Here is a 21,511-nt window from a genome sequence, read left to right as displayed (position 1 = left end):
CGAGCTTGGGGGGCTCGATGGTGTCACACCACGCCGGCGGCGCGCAAACGGTCGCATTCCGCCCCATCCACGCCCAGCCACTCCAGGATTTCAGCGGTGTTCGCCCCCGTTTCAGGCGCGGGCCGCGGGGCCGGCAGTTCACCGTCGCTGAAATTCACCGGCTGGGCCATGATGGTGATCGGCCCCTTGCGCGGATGCTCCACCTGGCGCGTCATGCGCAGGTGTTGCACCTGTTCGTTGGCGAAGGTGCCGTCCATCGACAGGATGGGACCGCAAGGCACGCCGGCGGCGTTCAATGCGGTGATCCACTCGGCGCTGTCGCGGGTGCGGGTGCGGGCGATGATCTCGCGGTTCAGGTCGCCACGGTTTTCCACCCGCAGGCCGGCTTCGAGGAAGCGCGGATCCTTGCTCATTTCCGGCATGCCCAGCACTTCGCACAGGCGGTTGAACATGGTCGAGCCCATCGCCGCGATATTGATGTAGCCGTCGGCGGTGGGGTAGACGCCCGTGGGCGCGCTGGTGGGATGGTCGTTGCCGGACTGGCCCGGTACTTCGCCGTCGATCAGCCAGCGCGTGGCCTGGAAGTCCATCATCCAGACCTGGGCCTGCAACAGCGAGGTCTGCACCCAGCGGCCCTGGCCGCTCTGGTCGCGCTCCAGCAGCGCAATAAGAATGCCGATGGCGGCGAACAGGCCCGCGCTGAGATCGGCGATGGGAATGCCGGCGCGCATGGGATGGCCGGGCTCGCCCGTCACCGACATGATGCCGCCCAGGCCCTGGGCGATCTGGTCCAGGCCCGGGCGGTCCGCATAGGGGCCGTCCTGGCCGAAGCCGGAAATGCTGGCATACACCAGGCCCGGGTTGATCGCGCGCAGCGATTCATAGTCGATGCCCAGCTTCTTCTTCACCGACGGACGATAGTTTTCCACCAGCACGTCGGCGCGCTTGACCAGTTCCAGGAACAGGGCCTTGCCGCGTGGATCCTTCAGGTTCAGCGTCAGGCTGCGCTTGTTGCGATGCGTGTTCTGGTAGTCGCTGAATTTCGCGGCGCCGCCCGGCTTGTCATCCTTGACCTCGCTGGGCTCTTCGACCTTGATGATGTCGGCGCCCCAGTCGGCGAACTGCCGTACGGCGGCGGGGCCGGAGCGGACCCGCGAAAGGTCGAGGACGACGAACCGCTTCAGCGGCAGATAGGGTACAGCCATAGCCGTCTTGTCTCCTGGTTGTTATGGGGTGCAGCAGAATGCACGTAGTAGGATGTTGGACATCCTACTTAATTGGCCGTTACCCTCATATCCAGGAAAACCCGGATGCACGAGAGGACTTTTGTCATCCTGTGGCACACTCGACGCTCAACTGACAAAGGGCTGGCGGCGTGGAGACGCGGCTTCCCATAAGCTGGAACGTCGACTCAATGAAAAAAATCCGCATGCTGGGCCTGTTGTTACTGAGCCTGGCCAGCGCGCCTGCCTTCGCGCAAGGCGGCGACACGCACCGCCCGGTGACGGGCGAGGACCGCGAGACCTTCATTACCGGTCTCATGAAGAAGATGACGCTGGACGAGAAGATCGGCCAGTTGCGCCTGGTCAGCGTGGATGCCGGGCCGGATGCGCACAAGGACGTGCTGATACGGGACATCGAGGCTGGCAAGGTCGGCGGCATATTCAATACGGTGGTGCGCCCGGACATCCGCGTGCTGCAGGATGCCGCCGTGCGCAGCCGCCTGAAGATCCCGCTTTTCTTCGCCTACGACGTGCTGCACGGCCATCGAACGATATTCCCCATCGGCCTGGGCCTGGCATCGACCTGGGACATGGACGCGGTGGCGCTGAGCGGCCGTATCTCCGCGGTGGAGGCCAGCGCCGATGGCCTGAACATGACTTTCTCGCCCATGGTGGATATTTCTCGCGATCCGCGCTGGGGGCGCAATTCGGAAGGGTTCGGCGAAGACACCTATCTGGTGTCGCGCATCGGCGCGACCCTGGTCCATGCCTATCAAGGCTCGGACCCCGCCGCGCCGGGCAACATCCTGGCGGCGGTCAAGCACTTCGCGGCGTATGGCGCCATCGAAGGGGGCCGTGACTACAATACGGTGGACATGAGTCCGCAGAAGCTGTTCCAGGACTATCTGCCGCCATACAAGGCCGCCATCGACGCGGGCGCGGCCGGCGTGATGATCTCGCTGACCGCAGTCAACAACGTGCCGGCCACGGCCAGCAAATGGTTGTTGCAGGACATCTTGCGCAAGCAGTGGGGCTTCCAAGGCGTGACCATCAGCGACCACGGCGCCATCATGGAGATGATCAAGCACGGCGTGGCCGCCGACGGCGCCGACGCCTCGCGCCTGGCCATCACGGCCGGCGCGGACCTGAGCATGAGCGACACCATGTATGGCCAGAACCTGAAGCCGCTGCTGCAGGCCGGCCGGATCAAGCAGGCCGACCTCGACCGCGCCGTGCGCGATGTGCTGCGGGTCAAGTACGACCTGGGCCTGTTCCAGAACGCGTATCGCCACGTTGGCGTGGCGGCCGACGATCCGCCGGACACCAATGCCGAAAGCCGCATGCACCGCCAGGACGCCCGCGCCGTGGCCCAGCAGAGCCTGGTGCTGCTGAAGAACGACAAGCAGACGCTGCCCTTGAAGAAGCAGGGCACCATCGCCGTGGTCGGCGCACTGGCCAAGAGCCAGCGGGACATGATGGGCAACTGGTCCGCGGCCGGCGTGCCGGGGCAGGTGGTGTCGCTGTACCAGGGCCTGGCCGACGCGGTGGGCGACAAGGCCACGCTGCTGTATGCGCGTGGCGCCAACGTGGTCGATGACCCGGAGATCGTCAAGTACCTGAATATCTACGAGAAGGATGTCGAGGACGATCCGCGCACGCGCCAGCAGCTGATAGACGAGGCAGTCCAAACGGCGCAGAAGTCGGATGTGGTCGTGGCCGTCGTCGGTGAAGCCCAAGGCATGGCGCACGAGGCGTCCAGCCGTTCGGATATCAATCTGCTGGGCGGCCAGGAAGAATTGCTCAAGGCACTGAAGGCGACCGGCAAGCCGCTGGTGGTGGTGTTGATGAACGGCCGGCCCCTGGCGCTGGGCTGGGAAAAGGACAACGCCGACGCCATGCTGGAAACCTGGTTCGCCGGGACGGAAGGCGGCCACGCGGTGGCGGACGTGCTGTTTGGCGACGTCAATCCGTCGGGCAAGCTGCCGATGACCTTCCCCCGATCGGTCGGCCAGATTCCGATGTACTACAACCATCTGAACACCGGCCGGCCTTTCGACCCGCAGCATCCGGACAAGTACACGTCGCGCTATTTCGATGCGCCCAACGGCCCCTTGTTCCCCTTCGGCTACGGGCTCAGCTACACCACCTTCGATGTGTCGGACATCAAGCTGTCGGCGGCGTCGGTGCCGATGGGCAGGATCGTGCGCGCCAGTGTGACGGTGCGCAATACCGGCACGCGCGACGGCGCCACGGTGGTGCAGCTTTACCTGCAGGATCCGGTGGCATCGATCAGCCGTCCCGTGAAGGAACTCAAGGGCTTCGAGAAGATCACGCTGAAGGCGGGGGAGCAGAAGGAGATCACTTTCCCCATCCAGCAGGATGACCTGTCATTCTTCAACAATGACCTGAAGTGGGTGGTCGAACCGGGGCGTTTCAACGTCTACATCGGGCTAGATTCGGAAGACGTGAAGGCGGCCAGCTTCGAGGTGACGGCGGCCAAGGGACGGTAAGGGCGAATACCGGCCGATGTAAAAAAATGCCCGCATCGTTTCGATGCGGGCATTTGTTTTTGGGCAGCGCCCAGCGGTAATCGTCAGCCCGGGCTGACGCGTAGCAACCGAATCAACGGACGCCGATCAATTCCACTTCGAACTTGAGGTCCGCATTCGGCGGGATCACGCCGCCGGCGCCGCGCGAGCCGTAAGCCGTCTTGGCGGGGCAATACAGCACGGCCTTGCCGCCGACCGCCATTTTCTGGATGCCTTCGGTCCAGCAGGGAATGACCTGGCTCAGGCTGAACGAGATGGGCTCGTTGCGCTTGTAGGAGCTGTCGAATTCCGTGCCATTGGTCAGGGTGCCGCGGTAATTCACCGTGACGGTGCTGCTGGCTGTCGGGTTCATGCCCTTGCCGGCGGTGATCGTCTCGACGCGCACGCCCGAAGGCAAGGTCTGGACGTTGGACTGGGCCTGGCCCGCGGCGGCGAAAGCCAGCGCGGCGGCAGCGAAAAGAAGACGGGATTTCATCATCATGATTCCAGGTTGATACCTAAGTTCAGCGGATCAGCGTGAGGAATTCCGCACGCGTGGCCGGGTTGTCGTGGAACTCGCCCAGCATGACCGAAGTCACCATGGACGAATTCTGTTTTTCCACACCGCGCATCATCATGCACATATGCTGCGCTTCGATCACCACCGCCACGCCCGAGGCGCCGGTGACCTGCTGCACGGCCTCGGCGATCTGGCGGCTGAGGTTTTCCTGGATCTGCAGCCGGCGCGCGTACATGTCGACGATGCGCGCCACCTTGGACAGGCCCAGCACCTTGCCCTTGGGCAGATAGGCCACGTGCGCCTTGCCGATGAAAGGCAGGATGTGGTGTTCGCACAGGGAATACAGCTCGATGTTCTTGACCAGCACGATTTCGCTGGTGTCCGAGGAAAACAGCGCGCCGTTGACGATTTCCTCGAGGGATTGGTGATAGCCCTGGCACAGGTGCTGCATGGCCTTGGCGGCGCGCTTGGGCGTGTCGCGCAGGCCTTCGCGGTCGGGGTCCTCGCCCAGCGATTGCAGGATGGCGTGGTAGTTCGTTTCCAGGGACATGATTCTGCTTAAACCTGTATGAGTCGGTGTCCGATACGATACCAAACCGGCGCGACCGCTGCGCCAAAGCACTGGGTGGACCAGGGGATTATGTCGTGGCGTCAGCGTATGGGCGTGCAGGCGGCGGCGCCGGTCACGGCCTGGGCGCGCGCGCCCACCAGTTCCCGCACGCCGCATTCCGAGTTGAACATGCGGCGGCTGTCGTGGCCGACCCCGGCCACTTCGAAGGCCTGGTGTTCGATTTTCAGCTTGTGGTTGGCTGGCAGCCATTTTTCGTAGTTCACATAGGCCTTGCCGCGCGCCAGGCGCGTGGCCCCTTGCGCTTCGGCGGCGCAGCTCTTGTCGAGCAGGCGGTGTTCGGGGTTGGTGTCGTCGCCGCCCAGCAGATAGGTCACCGACCGGCCGGCGTAGCGGCGCGCCAGGCGCACGGCTTCCTGCGCGGGCGTGGCGGGGCCGACGCCGCTGGGCGGCAGTTCGGCCGGCTGGCGGTCGAGGCCGTACTTGTACAGGTTGTAGTCGGGGCACTGGCCGGGATTGAAGGGCCCGAAGCGATTGTCGTCGCCCTTGGGGCGGTCCTTGGAGAAGTACACATAGGACGAAGGATTGGCGATCACGTAATGCATGCTGACGCCGCTGCGCTTGATGCGCTCGTCCACCGCATTGAAGACCGCATAGCGCTGGACCAGCTGCGCGCCCGCTGAATGGCCGGCGATCACCACGTCCTGCAGCAAGGGCAGGCGGCGGGTATCGGCCACGCGGGCCAGCAGGTCGTCCATGACTTCGAAGGAACTGACCGGCGCGGGGCGGCGCGTGGATTTGATGCTGGCTTCGCCGGCCGACCAGCGGCCGTGGCTCCACACCGGCATCTTGTCGAAGCCGCGGTCGAGAGCGGCGGGGAACTTGGGGGCAATGAGCAGGGTGTCGGCATCGGCGCCGGGGCTCAGGGCCAGGATGTTGGCGCCGGTCTGGAAATAGTTGTCGCCGTCGCGGTTCAGGCCATGGACGATGATCAGCACGTGACGGATCTTGTCCAGGTGCGCGTTGGCCAGGTCGACGTTGGCATAGACCGGGAAGGGGTAGTGATGGCCGGCGCGGCCCAGTTCCACCGTTTGCCACGAGGGTGCGGGGCCATGCGAGGCGGGGGCGGCGTAAGCCGGTAGCGCCAGGGGCAACGCGCAGAGGGCCGCGGCGCGCAGGCGCGTAAGCGCGATGGCGCGGCCGGGCAGCGATGGCGCGGGGGCGGACAGGAAGCGAAGAGGCATGGCACGGTCCGACGTTTTGGCGTTGGCGGATTGTATGCCGGGTGATCGCTGCCGGCTGCTTTTCCGGGCCGGCTTTCGCGCGGGGTGTTTCAACGGATTTCGGCGGCGTCTCGTTGGTCTGGCGCGTCCCAGTATTCGGCCGCGGCGTAGGTGCGGCGCAGCAGGTCGACGAAGACCCGGACCCGGGCGGGGGAGTGGCGGCGTTCGGGCAGGACGGCGTAGATGCCGTTGGGCGGCGCGGCGTAGTCGTCGAGGACGGTGCGCAGGCGGCCCTGGGCCAGGTCGTGGCGCACTTCCCAGAGCGACCGCCAGGCCAGGCCGCAGCCGGCCAGGGTCCATTCGTGCAGGACGCTGCCGTCGCTGCACTCCAGCCGGCCGGCCACGCGCTGGGCCTGGACCTGGCCGGCCACGGTGAAAAGCCAGCCGCGTGCCTGGTTGGCCTGGTTGCCGAAGGACAGGCAGTCGTGGCGCATCAGGTCGGCCGGGGTCGTGGGGGTGCCGCGGCGGGCCAGGTAGGAGGGCGCTGCTACCACCACGCGGCGGTTGTCGGCCAGGCGGATGCCGACCAGGCTGGAGTCGTTCAGGTCGCCGATGCGGATGGCGCAGTCGTAGCGTTCCTCGATCAGGTCGACCAGGCGGTCGCTGAGGTCCAGCGTGACGCTGACGGCGGGGTGGTCGGCGGCGTAGGCGGGCAGCAGGGGGGCGACGTGACGGCGGCCGAAGCCGGCCGGCGCGGTGATGCGCAGGTGGCCGCTGGGCCTGGCGCTGCCCGAGGAGATCAGGTTTTCGCTGTCGTCCAGGTCACGCAGGATGCGCTGGGCGTATTCCAGCAGCGCGCTGCCTTCCGAGGTCAGCGACAGCCGGCGGGTGGAGCGCACCAGCAGTTTCACGCTCAAGCGCGCTTCCAGGGCGTCGATCCGCCGCCCCACCATCGCCGCCGTCACCCCCTCCGCCCGCGCCGCCGCGGACATGCTGCCTAACGTGGCGACGTTGACGAAAGTATGCAGTTGCTTGAAGCGGTCCAAAAAAACTCCTCAGAAGAAAATCGCCTGCCCAGCCCAGCCCAGCCCAGCCCAGCCCAGCCCAGCCCAGCCCACCCAGCCCGGCCCCGCCTCTTCCGTCCCAGAAGCAGACAAACCGGCTATTTCATACTAAAAATAAACAATGAATCTACTTTTATACGCTTTTTAATTCAAGATCCGATCCGTACACTGTCCGCCTGACCGCCACTATCCCGGAGACATCATGAGCTTGAAACTGCCCGCCGGCGTCGCCATCGACGCGCCTATCGAAGCCGGCTTCGACACTGTCCTCACCCATGACGCCCTGGCCCTGGTCGCCGACCTGCACCGCGCCTTCGAAAGCCGCCGCCAGGAACTGCTGGCCGCCCGCGCCGTGCGCGCCCAACGCCTGGATCAGGGCGAAAAGCCGGACTTCCTGCCCGCCACTCGCGCCGTGCGCGAAGGCGACTGGACCATCGCCCCCTTGCCCCAGGACCTGCTGTGCCGCCGCGTGGAAATCACCGGCCCGGTCGAACGCAAGATGGTCATCAACGCCCTGAACTCGGGCGCTGACAGCTATATGACCGACTTCGAGGACTCCAACACGCCGAACTGGCACAACCAGATCCACGGCCAGATCAACCTGATGCAGGCCATCCGCCGCACCATCACGCTGGAGCAGAACGGCAAGTCGTACAAGCTGAACGACAAGCCCGCCGTGCTGCTGGTGCGCCCGCGCGGCTGGCACCTGGACGAAAAGCACGTGACGGTGGACGGCCAGCGTGTCTCCGGCGGCATCTTCGACTTCGCGCTGTACTTCTTCCACAACGCCCGCGAACTGCTGGCACGCGGCTCCGGCCCATACTTCTATCTGCCCAAGATGGAAAGCCATCTGGAAGCCCGCCTGTGGAACGACATCTTCGTGCAGGCGCAGAAGACGCTGGGCGTGGCGCAGGGCACCATCAAGGCCACGGTGCTGATCGAGACCATCCTCGCCGCCTTCGAGATGGACGAAATCCTGTACGAGTTGCGCGAACACAGCGCCGGCCTGAACGCCGGCCGCTGGGACTACATCTTCAGCTGCATCAAGAAGTTCAAGGTCGAACGCGACTTCTGCCTGGCCGACCGCGTCAAGGTCACCATGACCTCGCCCTTCATGCGCGCTTATGCCTTGCTGCTGCTCAAGACCTGCCACCGCCGCAAGGCGCCGGCCATCGGCGGCATGAGCGCCTTGATCCCGATCAAGAACGATCCGGTCAAGAACGACCAGGCCATGGCCGGCATCCGTTCCGACAAGGCGCGCGACGCCACCGATGGCTATGACGGCGGCTGGGTCGCCCACCCCGGTCTGGTCGGCGTGGCCATGGAGGAGTTCCGCAAGGTGCTGGGCGACGCGCCCAACCAGATCGACAAGCAACGTCCCGACGTCGCCGTGACGGCCGCCGACCTGCTGGATTTCCAGCCGGAAGCGCCCATCACCGAAGCCGGCCTGCGCGCCAACATCAACGTCGGCATCCACTATCTGGGTTCGTGGCTGGACGGCAATGGCTGCGTGCCGATCAACAACCTGATGGAAGATGCCGCCACGGCGGAGATCTCCCGCTCCCAGGTGTGGCAATGGATCCGTTCGCCCAAGGGCGTGCTGGAAGGCGGCGGCAAGGTCACGGCCGAGCTGGTGCGCAAGCTGATCCCCGAGGAACTGGCCAAGGTGCATGAAGTGGCGGGCCCCAGCAAAGCCTACGACCGTGCCGCGCAGATCTTCGAGCAGATGAGTACCCAGGATGATTTCGCCGAATTCCTGACGTTGCCGCTGTATGAAGAGGTCTGAGTCCCCAGGCGGACGCAAGGAAGTCCCGAACGCCTAGCCCGGCTGGGGTCCTTGCCGTAGCCAGGGAGTCAAAAGGGGAATTTCTTTAGAAATTCCCCTTTTTTAGTGGGAAGGAACGCCCACGCGCGCGTCGGGCCTTCGATCGTTGCGGCAGTCCACAAATGAAGGGGAATTTCTAAAGAAGTTCCCCTCTTTCTTTGAGCAGTCTCCCGGTCCACTACGCCGCTCAGGCGAAAAGTGGCCACTGGGGCGATAGCCCGGGAAAGGGGCGATGGGGTCCCCCCGTCATCTAAAAACCGCTTTTAAAAAAATCCACCCTCCCATCCATCCTCCATTCCCTCCACCAAAAAAGACTATGCTCACCCAAAGCCCCTGGCCCACCCAGGGTCTTGAAATTGGCTGTCCAGCCCGCATTTGCTGATCATCGAGCCGGCCGTCCAAGGTCGGGTTTCAACTCCATCTTTAGCGCCCGCCGTCACGAACAGACCCAGTCGTCTGCCGTGGCCTGGGGCCAAAGCGAAAACTATGCGATTCGACAAGCTGACCACCAAATTTCAGCAAGCCCTGGGCGACGCACAAAGCCTGGCGGCGCGCAACGACCACCAATACATCGACCCTCTGCACGTGTTGTCCGCGCTGGTGACGGACGCCGACAGCGGCGCCACCGGCCTGCTGGCGCGTGCCGGCGTGGCCGTCAACCGCCTGCAGCCGGCCATCGACCAGGCCCTGCAGAAACTGCCGCAGGTGCAGGGCGAAAGCAACGTCCAGGTCGGCCGCGACCTGCAATCGGTGCTGACCCGCACCGACAAGGAAGCCGCCCGCCGCGGCGACACCTTCATCGCCAGTGAACTGTTCCTGCTGGCCCTGGCCGACGACAAGGGCGAGGCCGGCCGCATCCTGCGCGAAGCCGGTCTGCAGAAGAAAGCCCTGGAATCCGCCGTCGACGCCGTACGCGGCGGCGAAAGCGTGCAGGGCGCCGAGGGCGAGTCCAACCGCCAGGCCCTGGCCAAGTACACGATGGACCTGACCCAGCGTGCCCGCGAAGGCAAGCTGGACCCCGTCATCGGCCGCGACGACGAAATCCGCCGCACCATCCAGATCCTGCAGCGCCGTACCAAGAACAACCCCGTGCTGATCGGCGAACCCGGCGTCGGCAAGACCGCCATCGTCGAAGGCCTGGCGCAGCGCATCGTCAACGACGAAGTACCGGAGACCCTGCGCGGCAAGCGCGTGCTGGCGCTGGACATGGCCGCATTGGTGGCGGGCGCCAAGTTCCGCGGCGAGTTCGAAGAACGCCTGAAGGCGGTGCTCAAGGAACTGTCGCAGGACGACGGCAGCAACATCGTCTTCATCGACGAGCTGCACACCATGGTCGGCGCCGGCAAGGCCGAAGGCGCGATGGACGCCGGCAATATGCTCAAGCCGGCCCTGGCGCGCGGCGAACTGCACTGCATCGGCGCGACCACGCTGGACGAATACCGCAAGTACCTGGAAAAGGATGCCGCGCTGGAGCGCCGCTTCCAGAAGGTGCTCGTGGGCGAACCCGACGTCGAGTCGACCATCGCCATCCTGCGCGGCTTGCAGGAACGCTATGAGCTGCACCACGGCGTGGACATCACCGACCCGGCCATCGTGGCCGCGGCCGAGCTGTCCAACCGCTACATCACCGACCGCTTCCTGCCGGACAAGGCCATCGACCTGATCGACGAAGCGGCGGCGCGCATCCGCATGGAAATCGATTCCAAGCCGGAGGTGATGGATCGCCTGGACCGTCGCATCATCCAGTTGAAGATCGAACGCGAAGCGGTGAAGAAAGAGTCCGACGATGCTTCCAAGCGCCGCCTGCACGTGATCGAGGAAGAACTGGAAAAGCTGCAGCGCGAGTACAACGACTACGAGGAAATCTGGAAGGCAGAGAAGGCCGCCGTGCAAGGCAGCCAGGCCATCAAGGAAGAGATCGACCAGGTTCGCGCCGAGATGGCCGAGCTGCAACGCAAGGGCCAGTTCGACAAGCTGGCGGAGCTGCAGTACGGCAAGCTGCCTGAATTGGAAGCGCGCTTGAAGTCCGCCGAAAGCGGCGCGGAAAAGGCCGAGGCCGAAGCCGAGCCGGGCCGGCCGCGTTTGCTGCGCACCCAGGTGGGCGCGGAGGAAATCGCGGAGGTCGTGTCGCGCGCCACGGGTATTCCGGTGTCGAAGATGATGACGGGCGAGCGCGAGAAGCTGCTCGGCATGGAAGACTTCCTGCACCGTCGCGTGGTTGGCCAGGACGAGGCCGTGCGCCTGGTGTCCGATGCCATTCGCCGTTCGCGGGCCGGCCTGTCCGATCCCTCGCGGCCCTATGGTTCCTTCCTGTTCCTGGGCCCGACGGGCGTGGGCAAGACGGAGCTGACGCGAGCCTTGGCCGAGTTCCTGTTCGATTCGGAGGAGCATCTGATCCGCATCGACATGAGCGAGTTCATGGAGAAGCATTCGGTGGCTCGCCTGATCGGTGCGCCTCCTGGCTACGTGGGCTACGAGGAAGGCGGTTATCTGACCGAAGCCGTGCGGCGCAAGCCCTATAGCGTGATCCTGCTCGATGAAGTCGAGAAGGCGCATCCGGATGTGTTCAACGTGCTGCTGCAGGTGCTGGACGACGGTCGCCTGACCGACGGCCAGGGCCGCACGGTGGACTTCCGCAACACGGTGGTGGTGATGACTTCCAACCTGGGTTCGCAGCATATCCAGTCGATGGCGGGGCAGCCTTATGAAGTCATCAAGGAAGTCGTGTGGGATGAACTCAAGCAGGCCTTCCGGCCGGAGTTCCTCAACCGCATCGACGAGGTGGTGGTCTTCCATAGTTTGGCCGCGCAGCATATCGAATCGATCGCGCGCATCCAGATCAAGCGGCTGGCCGATCGGATGGAGAAGCAGGAAATGCGTCTGGAGGTCAGCGATGCCGCGATGAAGGAAATCGCGCGTGCGGGCTTCGATCCGGTGTTCGGCGCGCGGCCGTTGAAGCGCGCCATCCAGCAGCAGATCGAGAACCCGGTGGCCAGGTTGATCCTGGAAGGCCGCTTCGGTCCGCGCGATGTGGTGCCGGTGGACGTGCGGGACGGCAAGCTGGTGTTCGAACGCACCTTGCAGTAAGCGGCAAGGTGAGCGGCGTGTTCCCACGCCGCTGACCGCGCTGCACGTTTCCACGCCCTTGGCCGTTAACGATGTAGGTAGGAGGCGGGGTGGACTGGCCGCGTTGACAGACCGGGAAAAGGCGCCGTTTGAGACGGCGCCTTTTTTGTATGACGATCGATGTTCTATTTTTTACCTTGGTAATCCAGGTAAGAAATTTCCCATCCTGAATTCAGACATTGGGGCCGCCGGAAGCGCGCGGACCCAGAAAATTCTCATGTGTCGACAGGATCACGCGTGGTCTCATGGCATCACGCGATTCATGGCGATTGTGCTCTCCTCCGTGGCGTGTTCATGAATCGCAGTTGCGTCGGCCTGCTGCTGCGGCAGCCACGCAACGCTCCTGTGCCCCCGGGGTTCCCTCACCCCGGGGTCTTTTTTGCTTCTTGATGCCCCCCAGGGTGCCTTCCATGAGCGAGCATAAAGTGTCCCGTATCTCATCCGCGGCGCCTGTAGTGCTGCTGAGCGACATTCGGATGCTGATCGATGAGCTAGTCGGCGATTACGGACGTAGCTTCGCCAATAAGAACCTGCGGCGGATGGTGCAGTTCGCCGTCAGTTATCCGGACGAGACAATTGTCGGGTCACTGTCACGACAATTGATCGGGCGCGCAGACAGATTGATGCGCAATGGAGCGACTCACTGCAATGAAAATCGATACTGAAATTCGCTCGGTCACCCAACCGCTGGGAAATAATTTCCTCGAACCGAGCAACTCGGCCAAAGAGGCCTCCGGCCTGCGGGCGGCGCCGCGGCGGGAAATCAATGATACGAGGTTGCTCAAGGAACAATTGTTGTGGGAGTTGGCCGAAAAGATGGCGCATCGGAATCTGAGAGAGCTTTAGGCTGTTCAGATTCCGATGGTGAATCGGGAATCTGGTCCGGCGTCGGAATTCCCTGCCGAAATCTGCTTTTACTCCACCGTGATGGTTTCCTTCATATAGGGATGCAAGCCACAGACCACCCTGTAGACGCCCGGTTTGTCGAAACGGTAGGAGAAGGTGTCGTTCTGGTCTAGGGGGTTCGAACGGAACAAGCCGCCTTCGGCGACGATCGAATGGGCTTCGTCGTCCAGGTTTTTCCAGGTCATGGTCGAACCGGCCTCGATGGTGGTGCTCATCGGCGTGAACATGAACTCCTTGATGGCAACGACGTGGCCATCGTCGGCCAGGGCTTGTGCTGGCGGAACCTGCATGCCCAGTGCCAGTACGGCAGCGATAGTCCAGGCTCGGCAGCCTGCGCGGGATAAAAATTGAATCATCATCGTGTCCCTCTGCTCAATGGAAGCGCCTGGCTCAGGCAAGCGTGGTGTCTGCCAGTGACGCAGCCAGCGGATGCTGCGTGATCCGCACTGTCGTCACCCCAAGCATGCTGGCAAGCTGGTCGCCAGGCACCGTAAGCGGAACCGGCCCCGGTCCGTTACCCGCCGTCGGTTGAGGAAACGCCGTCGACCTCGCCGTGTGGAAAGTGATGTTGCCTTCCACCTTGGAAACGATCTGATGGATATGGCCGTTCAGCACGGTCACTGACCCGAAGCGTCGCAGGTAGCCCATGGCTACGTCGGCATCCCCGGTACCCCAGCCCCACGGCGCGTAAATGGTCCACATCGGCATGTGCGCGAAGACCACGATGGGCATACTGGATGAGCGGTCCTGCAGGTCGGCCTTCAACCAGTCGAGCTGCTCCTGGCCCAGGCCCCCCAATCCGTTCGGCGTAAAGTTCATGACGTTGATCAACGCCACGAAATGCACGCCTTGGTGATCGAAGCTGTAATAGCCCCTGCTGTTCGACGCACTGCCGAATCGCGTGAAATATTCCACGCCGCCGGCATCCGAAACGTCATGTTCGCCTGGTACCGTGTGCAGTTCGGTAATGTTCAGGCCCTTCAGCAATTGAGCGGCCTGGTCGAATTGTTCGGGTTTGGCCAGGTGGGTGATGTCCCCGGTATGTATCGTCAGCGCGGGCTTCACCGGCATGGCATTGACGAGGGCTATGGTCTGCTGCAGCGTGCCCGCCACATTCTTGTTGGCCGCCTGCCCGAAGCCGATATGGGTATCGCTGATCTGCAGAAAGAGCGGTACGCCAGCAGTGTCTGGCTGGGTCGCGGCAAGCGCCAGATCGATGGGAGCAAGCACGCCCCCCGCCAGTGTGAACAGCGTGCCGGCGCCGCCGAAGGCCAGGCACTTCAGGGCGTGGCGGCGTGAAGGATGGTCTGGAAGATCGATGTCCATGAGAACTCCCGGTTCAATTCCAGCAACGGCGTGTCGGACCGTCCAATACGCTTCGTCCTGGTCTCGATCAGAAGACCGGGTCGCCAATGGCTTTATTCCCGCTCTATCATCGGCGGGACGCGAAAAAATAAATATGCCAAAGCGGGAATAAATCGCGGTGTATGCCGGTCTATGCAGGGATGGGGCCGTCTCGTCTGTTTGGCATGAAAGGGATGAAACGCGGAGGAATCCGGTCTGTACAGGGATAAGCACGCATGGCCCACAGAGCAGGAGTCGCAATCACCGATGCAGCCAGCGCGCAGCGCTTCGAAAGGCTGGTGCTACCTCACCTCGACTCGGCCTTCAACGTCGCACGTTGGCTGACACGCAACGACCAGGACGCACAGGATGTGGTCCAGGAAGCATTACTGCGCGCCTTTCGATTCTCCGGTGGATTGCGCGGCGACGACGGACGGGCCTGGCTGCTGAGTATCGTGCGCAATACCTTCCGCAGCTGGTACGCGGAAAACCGCAAGCACGCGGGGGAATCCACGGAATTCGAGGATGAGGAACACAGCGGCCGGCACGCCGACCCGGTGACCGGACTGACCCCTGAAGAGCATGGTCCCGAGGCCATGTTCATCCGTGCCCAGAACCAGAGACGCGTGCACGATGCGCTGAGCCTTTTACGTCTGGAGTACCGCGAGGTGATCGTGCTGCGTGAACTGGAAGAACTGTCCTACAAAGAAATCGCGATGATCCTGGATATCCCCATGGGTACCGTAATGTCCAGGCTGGGCCGTGGCCGCCAGCAGCTTGCCGCGCTGCTGGCGCCGGCGGAGCGGGAGGCATGATGGATCACGAACAGGCATTGGCGCTGGTGCCGGGCTATCTGGACGGGGAACTCAGCCTGTCCGAATCCTCGGCGCTGGAAGGTCATATGACGCAATGCGACGAGTGCCGGCTGGCGTTCGCGCGCCAACGTGAAGCGAGCACGCGCCTGCGGCAGGCCGATCTGCGTGTCGCGGCGCCCGCCGAGCTGGTCAGGCGGGTCACCGAGGCGCTGCCGGCAGGCTTGGCCCCGAGGCCCGCTCGACGGTCGTCAGCCTGGGCGCCATGGGCCCTGTCGCTGGCCAGCGTGGCCGCGCTGGCGGTGAGCATGGCGCTCTATCTGCAGGTGCCCTCCGACGAACAGCGCCTCGCGCAGGAATTGGCGGGTAACAACATCCGCTCCATGCAGGTGGATCACCTGTTCGATGTGGCATCGACCGACCAGCATACGGTCAAGCCGTGGTTTGGCGGCAAGCTGGATTTCGCGCCGCCCGTCGTCGATCTGGCCGCGCAAGGCTATCCGCTGAAGGGCGGGCGGGTGGACTACCTGGACGGGCAGCGGGTGGCGGTCATGATCTACCGCGACAAGCTGCACCCGATCAGCCTGTTCGTCTGGCCGGGCGGGGCCGAGGCCGCGGCCCCGCGCTTCGAGGAAAGGCTGGGCTATCGCCTCGCGCATTGGCGCGCGGCGGGCATGAATTATTGGGCCATTACCGACGCCGGCGCGGGCGACCTGCAGGGTTTCGTCAGCCTGATGAACAAGGCCGGCAATTGACGATGCACGGCGGACAATGTACGGCGCTGGTCGGGCGGCCGCCGCGCCCGAAAAGAAAACGCCCCCACGCATTCAGCGTGAGGGCTGCGCAGCCGGCAGGCCGCGACCCGGGCCGTCCGAAAAAGAGGGGGCGTGGAGGTATATCCCCCACAAAAAATAATTCTCTTCGCCAGCAACGAATGCCGTTCAGGTGGCGTCCGGCTCCGGATTATCGAATCAAATCACCAGTTCGATAACGAAAGGCCCCTTGCGCTTGTTCGCGGCAGCCAGCAAGTCAGCGAACTGTTCCATGTTCTGCGCCTGTGCCGCCTCCACGCCCATGCCGTTGGCCAGCTTGACCCAGTCCAGCGTGGGCCGCGTGAGATCCAGCATGTTCATCGCCGTCTTGCCCGCTTCGGCACCAACCCCGGACAGTTCACCGATAAGGATGGCGTACTTGCGATTCGCCAGGATCACCGTGGTGACGTCCAATTGCTCACGGGCTTGCGTCCACAGCGCCTGCAGCGAGTACATGGCAGAACCGTCGGCCTGCAGGGACACCACGCGCCGGCCCGGCGCGCCGATCGCTGCCCCAGTGGCCAGGGGCAGGCCGTTGCCAATGGCGCCGCCCGTGATCTGCAACCAATCGTGCGGCGCGGCATTGACCGTGCCGGGATAGAAGGCGCGGCCGAAGCTCACGCTTTCATCGATGACGATGGCGTGCTCGGGCAGCAGGGCCGTGACCGTCTGCGCCACCGCTTCGGACGTAACCGCGCCACGCGCTGCTTCCACGGCCACGCGTTCCGCCACCGGCGCGGCTTCCTGCGCCGCCAGCATGTCGGCCAGGCGGGCCAGGGCTTCGCCCTGGTTCTGTTCAGGACGGCTCAGCACATGGATCTGGCAGTCTTCCGGATACAGCAGGGCCGGTTTGTCGGGATAGGCGAAAAAACCCACCGGCGCCTTGGAACCGACCAGGATCAAATGCTTGACGCCCTTGAGCGCGGCCAGCGCCGGCTCGATGGCATAGGGCAGGCGGGGAATCGGCTGGCGTCCGGCACCGCGCTCGATGCGGCGGTTGGACGTCTGCGCCATCATGCGCGCGCCCGTCTTGTGGGTGATGCGGCCGGCCGCGGCCAGCGGCCCCGCCAACAGCGCATCGTTGCCCATGAACAGCATGGCCGGCTCGCCGCTGCGCAGGACGCGCGCCACGGCGCTCAGCACGCCTTCGTCCACCGTGGGGGCCGGCGGCACGTCCAGGGCATCGGCGACGACGCCGCCCGGATTCCAGCAGGTATCGGAAGGCGCGATCAGCGTGGCGATCTGGCCGTTCGAGGCACGCGCGGCCTGGACCGCGGCGGCGGCATCGCGGCCTATGGTTTCTGCCGTGCTGGACGTGCGCGTCCACGCCGACACCGGGCGCGCCCACCCTTCGGTGTCGGCGGTCAGCGGCGCGTCCAGGGGACGGTGATGCGTGGCCTGGTCGCCGACGATATTGACGATTGACGAATGGGCGCGGCGCGCATTGTGCAGATTTGCCAGGCCGTTGGCCAGCCCGGGGCCGCAGTGCAGCAGGGTGGCGGCGGGGCGGCCCGCCATGCGGGCATAGCCGTCGGCGGCGCCGGTGACCACGGTCTCGGCCAATGCCAGCACGCAGCGCATGCCGGGAATGCGATCGAGCGCGGACACAAAGTGCATTTCGCTCGTGCCAGGGTTGGCAAAGCACGTATCGATGCCGCTCTTGAGCAGCGTATGGACCAGACTTTCGGCGCCGTTCATTCCATCCTCATCGAAAAAGCCGTACGTAGAAGGCTAAAAAACCAGGCAGAGTGTACGCCGTCGATGGATGGGCAATTGTCGTGAAGGAAGGCCGCGAGGCGTGCGGCAATGAGGATGCGCCGCGAATTGACGCTAGAAGCGGGCAGATGCGTATTAGATCCGCCGTGTAAACGTCGTAAGCGATTGAGGTCGGGGTTTACCCTTGAATATCTTCTTCGTTCACCAGCCCTTCGCGGCCATAGAACTTCACACCGATATGGATGCGGTCGCGGCCCTGGGAGCGCCGATGCCGATTGGTGTCGCGCAGCGAGTAGACGCAGCCGCAATATTCCTGCTGGTAGAAGTTCTCGCGCTTGCTGATTTCGATCATGCGTTGCGAGCCGCCACCCTTGCGCCAGTTATAGGTCCAGTACACCAGTTCGGGGTAGCGGGCAGCGGCGCGTTCGCCACAGCCGTTGATCTGGTTCATGTCCTTCCAGCGCGAAATACCGAGCGAGCTGGTGATGGTATCGAAGCCGTGCTCGTGCGCGTACAAGGCGGTGCGCTCGAATCGCATGTCGAAACAGGCGGTGCAGCGCTCGCCCCGCTCGGGCGCGTCTTCCATGCCTTTGACGCGATCGAACCAGTTGTCCATGTCGTAGTCGGCGTCGATGAACTCGATGCCGTGCTGCTCGGCGAAGCGGATGTTCTCCTGCTTGCGGATCTCGTATTCCTTCACCGGATGGATATTGGGGTTGTAGAAGTAGATGGCGTAGTCGATGCCGGAGGCCTGCATGGCTTCCATTACTTCACCCGAACAGGGCGCGCAGCAGGAGTGCATCAGCACCTTGCGGCGTCCTTCAGGCAGATCGAGTTTGGGGCGGACGTATTCAGACATGGCAATACCGGGGCGGAGGTGGGGGCGAGCCGGGGCAGATGCCCTCACCGGCTGAGGCGAATCCGCTATTTTACTCGCCCAGGATCAGATTCCACAGTTCCGTGACCGCCGCCCTTTCCTGCGGCAGAGCATCGGGCGCCACCCGCGCCTTTTCCTGCCCCTGCAGCCGCATCGCGTGCTGCACCCGCCGCAGCGTGCGATAGGCGTCGCCGGCCCGCATGGCCACGCCAGGGTCCAGCAATCCCAACTCGGCAGCCAGACGCAACAGATTGATATTGCCCAGGTTTTCCGCCAGGACCGGGTGTGCCGCGGCCTGCGACAGCACCAGGTACTGCGTGACGAACTCCACGTCCACCATGCCGCCGCGGTCATGCTTGACGTCGAACTTGCCGCTGGTATTCGGATGGCCCGCGCTGATCTTTTCGCGCATCGCCCGCACGTCGGCGCGCAGGGCCGGCACATCGCGCGGTCCCAACAGGATGTCGCGCCGCACCGCCTCGAAGCGTGCGCCCACCGCCGCATCCCCCGCCGCGTAGCGCGCGCGGGTCAGGGCCTGGTGTTCCCAGGACCAGGCGTGCTTGCGCTGGTATTCGGCGAAAGCCTCCACCGAAACGGCCAGCAGGCCGGCTTCGCCGTCCGGCCGCAGGCGCAGGTCCACTTCGTACAGGCGGCCCGATGACGTCATGGTGGACAGCCAGGAGCTCATGCGCCGGCCCAGCTTGGCATACGTCTCCGGGGCATCCTCGCGCGGATCGTCGAACACGAAGACCAGGTCCAGGTCGGAGGAATAGCCCAGTTCCTTGCCGCCCAGCTTGCCATAGGCCACCACCGCGAAATGCGGCTGCGCGTCCGGCTGGCGGTTGGCCAGCGGCCAGGCGCGGCGGATGGTCTCGGCCAGCAGCATATCGGCCAGTGCCGACAACTGGTCCGCCAGCTTCTCCACCGTCAGCTCGCCTTCCAGGTCCTGCGCCAGCAACTGGAAGCTGGCCTGGCGCTGCACGTCGCGCATCAGGTTCATCTGGCGTTCGACGTCGGCGCTGCCGTCGGGCAGCACGCAGGTATCCAGATCGGCGGTCAACTGGCTGCCGATCTGCTGGAAGTCCAGCGGCTGGAACAGGGTGCGCCAGTCGATCAGGCTGTCCAGCAGCAGGGGGTGCTGGGTCAGGTACTGGGCGGCCCAGGGGCTGGCGGCCATCATGCGGGCCACGCGCGCCAGGGTATCGGGATATTCGGCCAGCAAGGCCAGGTAGGCGCTGCGCTGCGCCACCTGTTCGATCAGGTCGAACAGGCGCACCGTGGCCGCCGCGGGGGAATCGGTGCGGGCGGCCGCCTGCACGGCCGCCGGCAGCAAGGTTTCCAGGCGGCGCCGGCTGGTTTCCGGCAGGCTGCGCACGCGATGGCTGCCCAGCAGGGATGTGGCGCGCGCGGCCAGCTGCGGACCTTCATCGCCGAACAGCTCGTGGATCTGGTCGAGCAGGGTGCTTTCCATGTCGGCGCCGCTGTTGCCGCCCGTGCTGCCTGCCGTGGACCGGCCGGCGTCGCCCTGGCTGGCGTCATCCATCCCCGCCATGCCGAAGGCATTGCGGAAGGTGTCGGCAACGAAGGCGCGATGCCCGGCCAGGCGATCCTCGAAGTCCGCGGGCGTCATGCCCAGCGCCCGCGCCAGGGCGGCGCGCGGCTCGGGATCGGCCGGCAGCAGATGGGTCTGTTCGTCCTCGCGGTACTGCAGGGCGTGTTCGGTGCGGCGCAGGAAACGGTAGGCCGCCTCCAGCCGCTCGACATCGGCCGTCGGCAGGATGCCCGCGTCGCGCTGGGCGTGCAGGGCAGCCAGCAGTCCGCGATCGCGCAAGGCCGGCATGCGGCCGCCGCGAATCAACTGCGACAACTGGACCACGAACTCGATCTCGCGTATGCCGCCGTCGCCCAGCTTGATGTTCAGGGCGCTGTCCATGCCGTTGCGCCCCAGCGCGCGCCGCTGCCAGTCCAGGCGGATGCGTTCGCGCAGGGCGCGCAGGGCGGCCAGCGCGTCGAAGTCGAAGTACTTGCGATAGACGAAGGGGATGCGCAGGCTTTCCATCTGGCGCAGTTGCGCTTCGGAATCGCTGCCGGCGAAGGCCTGGGCCGGGATGGCGCGCGCCTTCAACCAGGCATAACGTTCCCATTCGCGGCCCTGGCCGACCAGGTAACGCTCGAAGGCGTCCAGGCTCCAGGCCAGCGGGCTGCCGTCGCCGTCCGGACGTAAACGCAGATCGGTGCGAAAAACGTGACCATGCGCATCCATTTCCGACAGCACCGGCATCATGCGCTGGGTCAGCCGGCCATAGAATTCGTGATAACTGAGTTTGCGCCGTCCATTGGTTTCACCTTCCTCGCCATAGAGCATGACCAGGTCGATGTCGGAGGACACGTTCAATTCGCCGCCGCCCAGTTTGCCCATGCCCATGATCAGCATTTCCTGGGGCTTGCCGCTGGCGGGATCGATGGGGATGCCATGCGTTTCGGCCAGGTCGGCGGCCACGCTGCGGTAGGCCGCGGCAATGGCCAGGTCGGCCAGGCCGGTCATGGCGCCCACCACTTCCTCCAGCGGCGCCAGGCCAGCCAGGTCGCGCACGATCAGGGTGCAGAAGACCCGTTCACGCAGCTGGCGCAGCATCGCGCGGCAAGCCGGCACGGGCAGTACCGTATCGCCGGCCCCCGCCAATTCATCGCGCCAGCGCAGCAGCGTGGCCTGGTCGACCGGCTGCCTTGCATGCTGGCCCAGCCAGGCAGCCAGATCCGGATAGGCCTGCAAGCGGCGGCGCAGATAGCCTGACCAGGCGAGCGCAGGCGCCAGCAGCGCGTCGGAAGCGGGGGCGGCGTTGGGTGCTGAGTTGGTATCGATGGGGGTAGCGGCGGACATGGTCAGTAAAGAGTTACGCAGACGCCGATAGGCATTTCATGTATAAGGGGACGATACCGCAAGACTATCGCTCTCGCTCATTTTCC

General features: G+C 64.7%; 16 protein-coding genes and 1 pseudogene. 7 read left to right on the top strand and 10 right to left on the bottom strand.

The features are described 5' to 3' along the window. Positions 1–23: 23 nt before the first annotated feature. Positions 24–1,205 (bottom strand): CaiB/BaiF CoA-transferase family protein, encoded by a 1,182-nt coding sequence (locus tag CEY05_RS09685; protein WP_088598256.1) that lies wholly within the window; start codon positions 1,203–1,205, stop codon positions 24–26. A 209-nt stretch (positions 1,206–1,414) separates the two neighbouring features. On the opposite strand from CEY05_RS09685, the gene bglX reads away from it, so the two are divergent. Continuing rightward, a complete protein-coding gene (gene bglX / locus CEY05_RS09680; RefSeq protein ID WP_088598255.1) occupies positions 1,415–3,733 on the top strand; it encodes a beta-glucosidase BglX in 2,319 nt (772 codons plus the stop codon). 112 nt (positions 3,734–3,845) lie between these two features. On the opposite strand, the gene CEY05_RS09675 is transcribed toward bglX, so the two are convergent. The 4 genes from CEY05_RS09675 to CEY05_RS09660 all read right to left on the bottom strand — a co-directional run bounded on the left by CEY05_RS09675 (position 3,846) and on the right by CEY05_RS09660 (position 7,108). Next, a complete protein-coding gene (locus tag CEY05_RS09675; protein WP_088598254.1) occupies positions 3,846–4,250 on the bottom strand; it encodes an FKBP-type peptidyl-prolyl cis-trans isomerase in 405 nt (134 codons plus the stop codon). A gap of 25 nt (positions 4,251–4,275) precedes the next feature. Continuing rightward, the gene (gene folE, locus CEY05_RS09670; RefSeq protein ID WP_088598253.1) at positions 4,276–4,821 is read right to left on the bottom strand and encodes a GTP cyclohydrolase I FolE; all 546 of its coding nucleotides are present in this window, start codon (positions 4,819–4,821) and stop codon (positions 4,276–4,278) included. 101 nt (positions 4,822–4,922) lie between these two features. Next, the gene (locus CEY05_RS09665) at positions 4,923–6,083 is read right to left on the bottom strand and encodes a hypothetical protein (protein ID WP_088598252.1); all 1,161 of its coding nucleotides are present in this window, start codon (positions 6,081–6,083) and stop codon (positions 4,923–4,925) included. An 89-nt stretch (positions 6,084–6,172) separates the two neighbouring features. After that, the gene (locus CEY05_RS09660; RefSeq protein ID WP_088598251.1) at positions 6,173–7,108 is read right to left on the bottom strand and encodes a LysR family transcriptional regulator; all 936 of its coding nucleotides are present in this window, start codon (positions 7,106–7,108) and stop codon (positions 6,173–6,175) included. 220 nt (positions 7,109–7,328) lie between these two features. On the opposite strand from CEY05_RS09660, the gene aceB reads away from it, so the two are divergent. From aceB to CEY05_RS30885, 4 genes and pseudogenes are all read left to right on the top strand, one after another. After that, the gene (gene aceB / locus CEY05_RS09655; RefSeq protein ID WP_088598250.1) at positions 7,329–8,912 is read left to right on the top strand and encodes a malate synthase A; all 1,584 of its coding nucleotides are present in this window, start codon (positions 7,329–7,331) and stop codon (positions 8,910–8,912) included. A 525-nt stretch (positions 8,913–9,437) separates the two neighbouring features. Continuing rightward, positions 9,438–12,038 (top strand): ATP-dependent chaperone ClpB, encoded by a 2,601-nt coding sequence (gene clpB / locus CEY05_RS09650; RefSeq protein WP_088598249.1) that lies wholly within the window; start codon positions 9,438–9,440, stop codon positions 12,036–12,038. Between the two features lie 449 nt (positions 12,039–12,487). Further along, positions 12,488–12,679, top strand: a pseudogene (locus tag CEY05_RS09645) (DUF1016 domain-containing protein); the annotation flags it as partial. Between the two features lie 46 nt (positions 12,680–12,725). After that, on the top strand, positions 12,726–12,923 hold the full coding sequence (locus tag CEY05_RS30885; RefSeq protein ID WP_143220344.1) for a hypothetical protein: 198 nt from the start codon (positions 12,726–12,728) through the stop codon (positions 12,921–12,923). A 68-nt stretch (positions 12,924–12,991) separates the two neighbouring features. Here CEY05_RS30885 and CEY05_RS09640 read toward each other — a convergent pair whose 3' ends face one another. Together CEY05_RS09640 and CEY05_RS09635 are read right to left on the bottom strand one after the other, a co-directional pair. Continuing rightward, positions 12,992–13,342, bottom strand: coding sequence for a cupredoxin domain-containing protein (locus tag CEY05_RS09640; RefSeq protein WP_088598248.1), 351 nt, complete (start codon positions 13,340–13,342; stop codon positions 12,992–12,994). A gap of 31 nt (positions 13,343–13,373) precedes the next feature. Beyond that, positions 13,374–14,309 carry a metallophosphoesterase gene (locus tag CEY05_RS09635; RefSeq protein WP_088598247.1) on the bottom strand — a complete coding sequence of 312 codons (936 nt, stop codon included), beginning with the start codon at positions 14,307–14,309 and terminating at the stop codon, positions 13,374–13,376. Positions 14,310–14,563: 254 nt separating this feature from the next. Between CEY05_RS09635 and CEY05_RS09630 the strand changes: the two genes are divergently transcribed. Further along, positions 14,564–15,142 carry a sigma-70 family RNA polymerase sigma factor gene (locus CEY05_RS09630; RefSeq protein ID WP_088598246.1) on the top strand — a complete coding sequence of 193 codons (579 nt, stop codon included), beginning with the start codon at positions 14,564–14,566 and terminating at the stop codon, positions 15,140–15,142. Beyond that, positions 15,139–15,894: an anti-sigma factor gene (locus CEY05_RS09625; RefSeq protein WP_233161439.1), complete on the top strand. Its 756-nt coding sequence runs from the start codon at positions 15,139–15,141 to the stop codon at positions 15,892–15,894. Before CEY05_RS09630 ends, CEY05_RS09625 begins: the two co-directional genes overlap by 4 nt. A gap of 216 nt (positions 15,895–16,110) precedes the next feature. Here CEY05_RS09625 and CEY05_RS09620 read toward each other — a convergent pair whose 3' ends face one another. From CEY05_RS09620 to glnE, 3 genes are all read right to left on the bottom strand, one after another. Continuing rightward, the gene (locus tag CEY05_RS09620) at positions 16,111–17,649 is read right to left on the bottom strand and encodes an acetolactate synthase large subunit (protein ID WP_088598245.1); all 1,539 of its coding nucleotides are present in this window, start codon (positions 17,647–17,649) and stop codon (positions 16,111–16,113) included. A gap of 196 nt (positions 17,650–17,845) precedes the next feature. Next, entirely contained in the window at positions 17,846–18,526 is a 681-nt protein-coding gene (locus CEY05_RS09615; protein WP_088598244.1) for an epoxyqueuosine reductase QueH, read from the bottom strand. A 70-nt stretch (positions 18,527–18,596) separates the two neighbouring features. After that, a complete protein-coding gene (gene glnE, locus CEY05_RS09610) occupies positions 18,597–21,425 on the bottom strand; it encodes a bifunctional [glutamate--ammonia ligase]-adenylyl-L-tyrosine phosphorylase/[glutamate--ammonia-ligase] adenylyltransferase (protein WP_088598243.1) in 2,829 nt (942 codons plus the stop codon). Positions 21,426–21,511 lie beyond the last annotated feature (86 nt).

It is taken from the genome of Achromobacter sp. HZ34, from assembly GCF_002209485.1.
Taxonomy (GTDB): domain Bacteria; phylum Pseudomonadota; class Gammaproteobacteria; order Burkholderiales; family Burkholderiaceae_B; genus Bordetella_C.
Note: the sequence above shows the minus strand (reverse complement) of the source record. Positions and strands in the feature narration are given on the sequence as shown.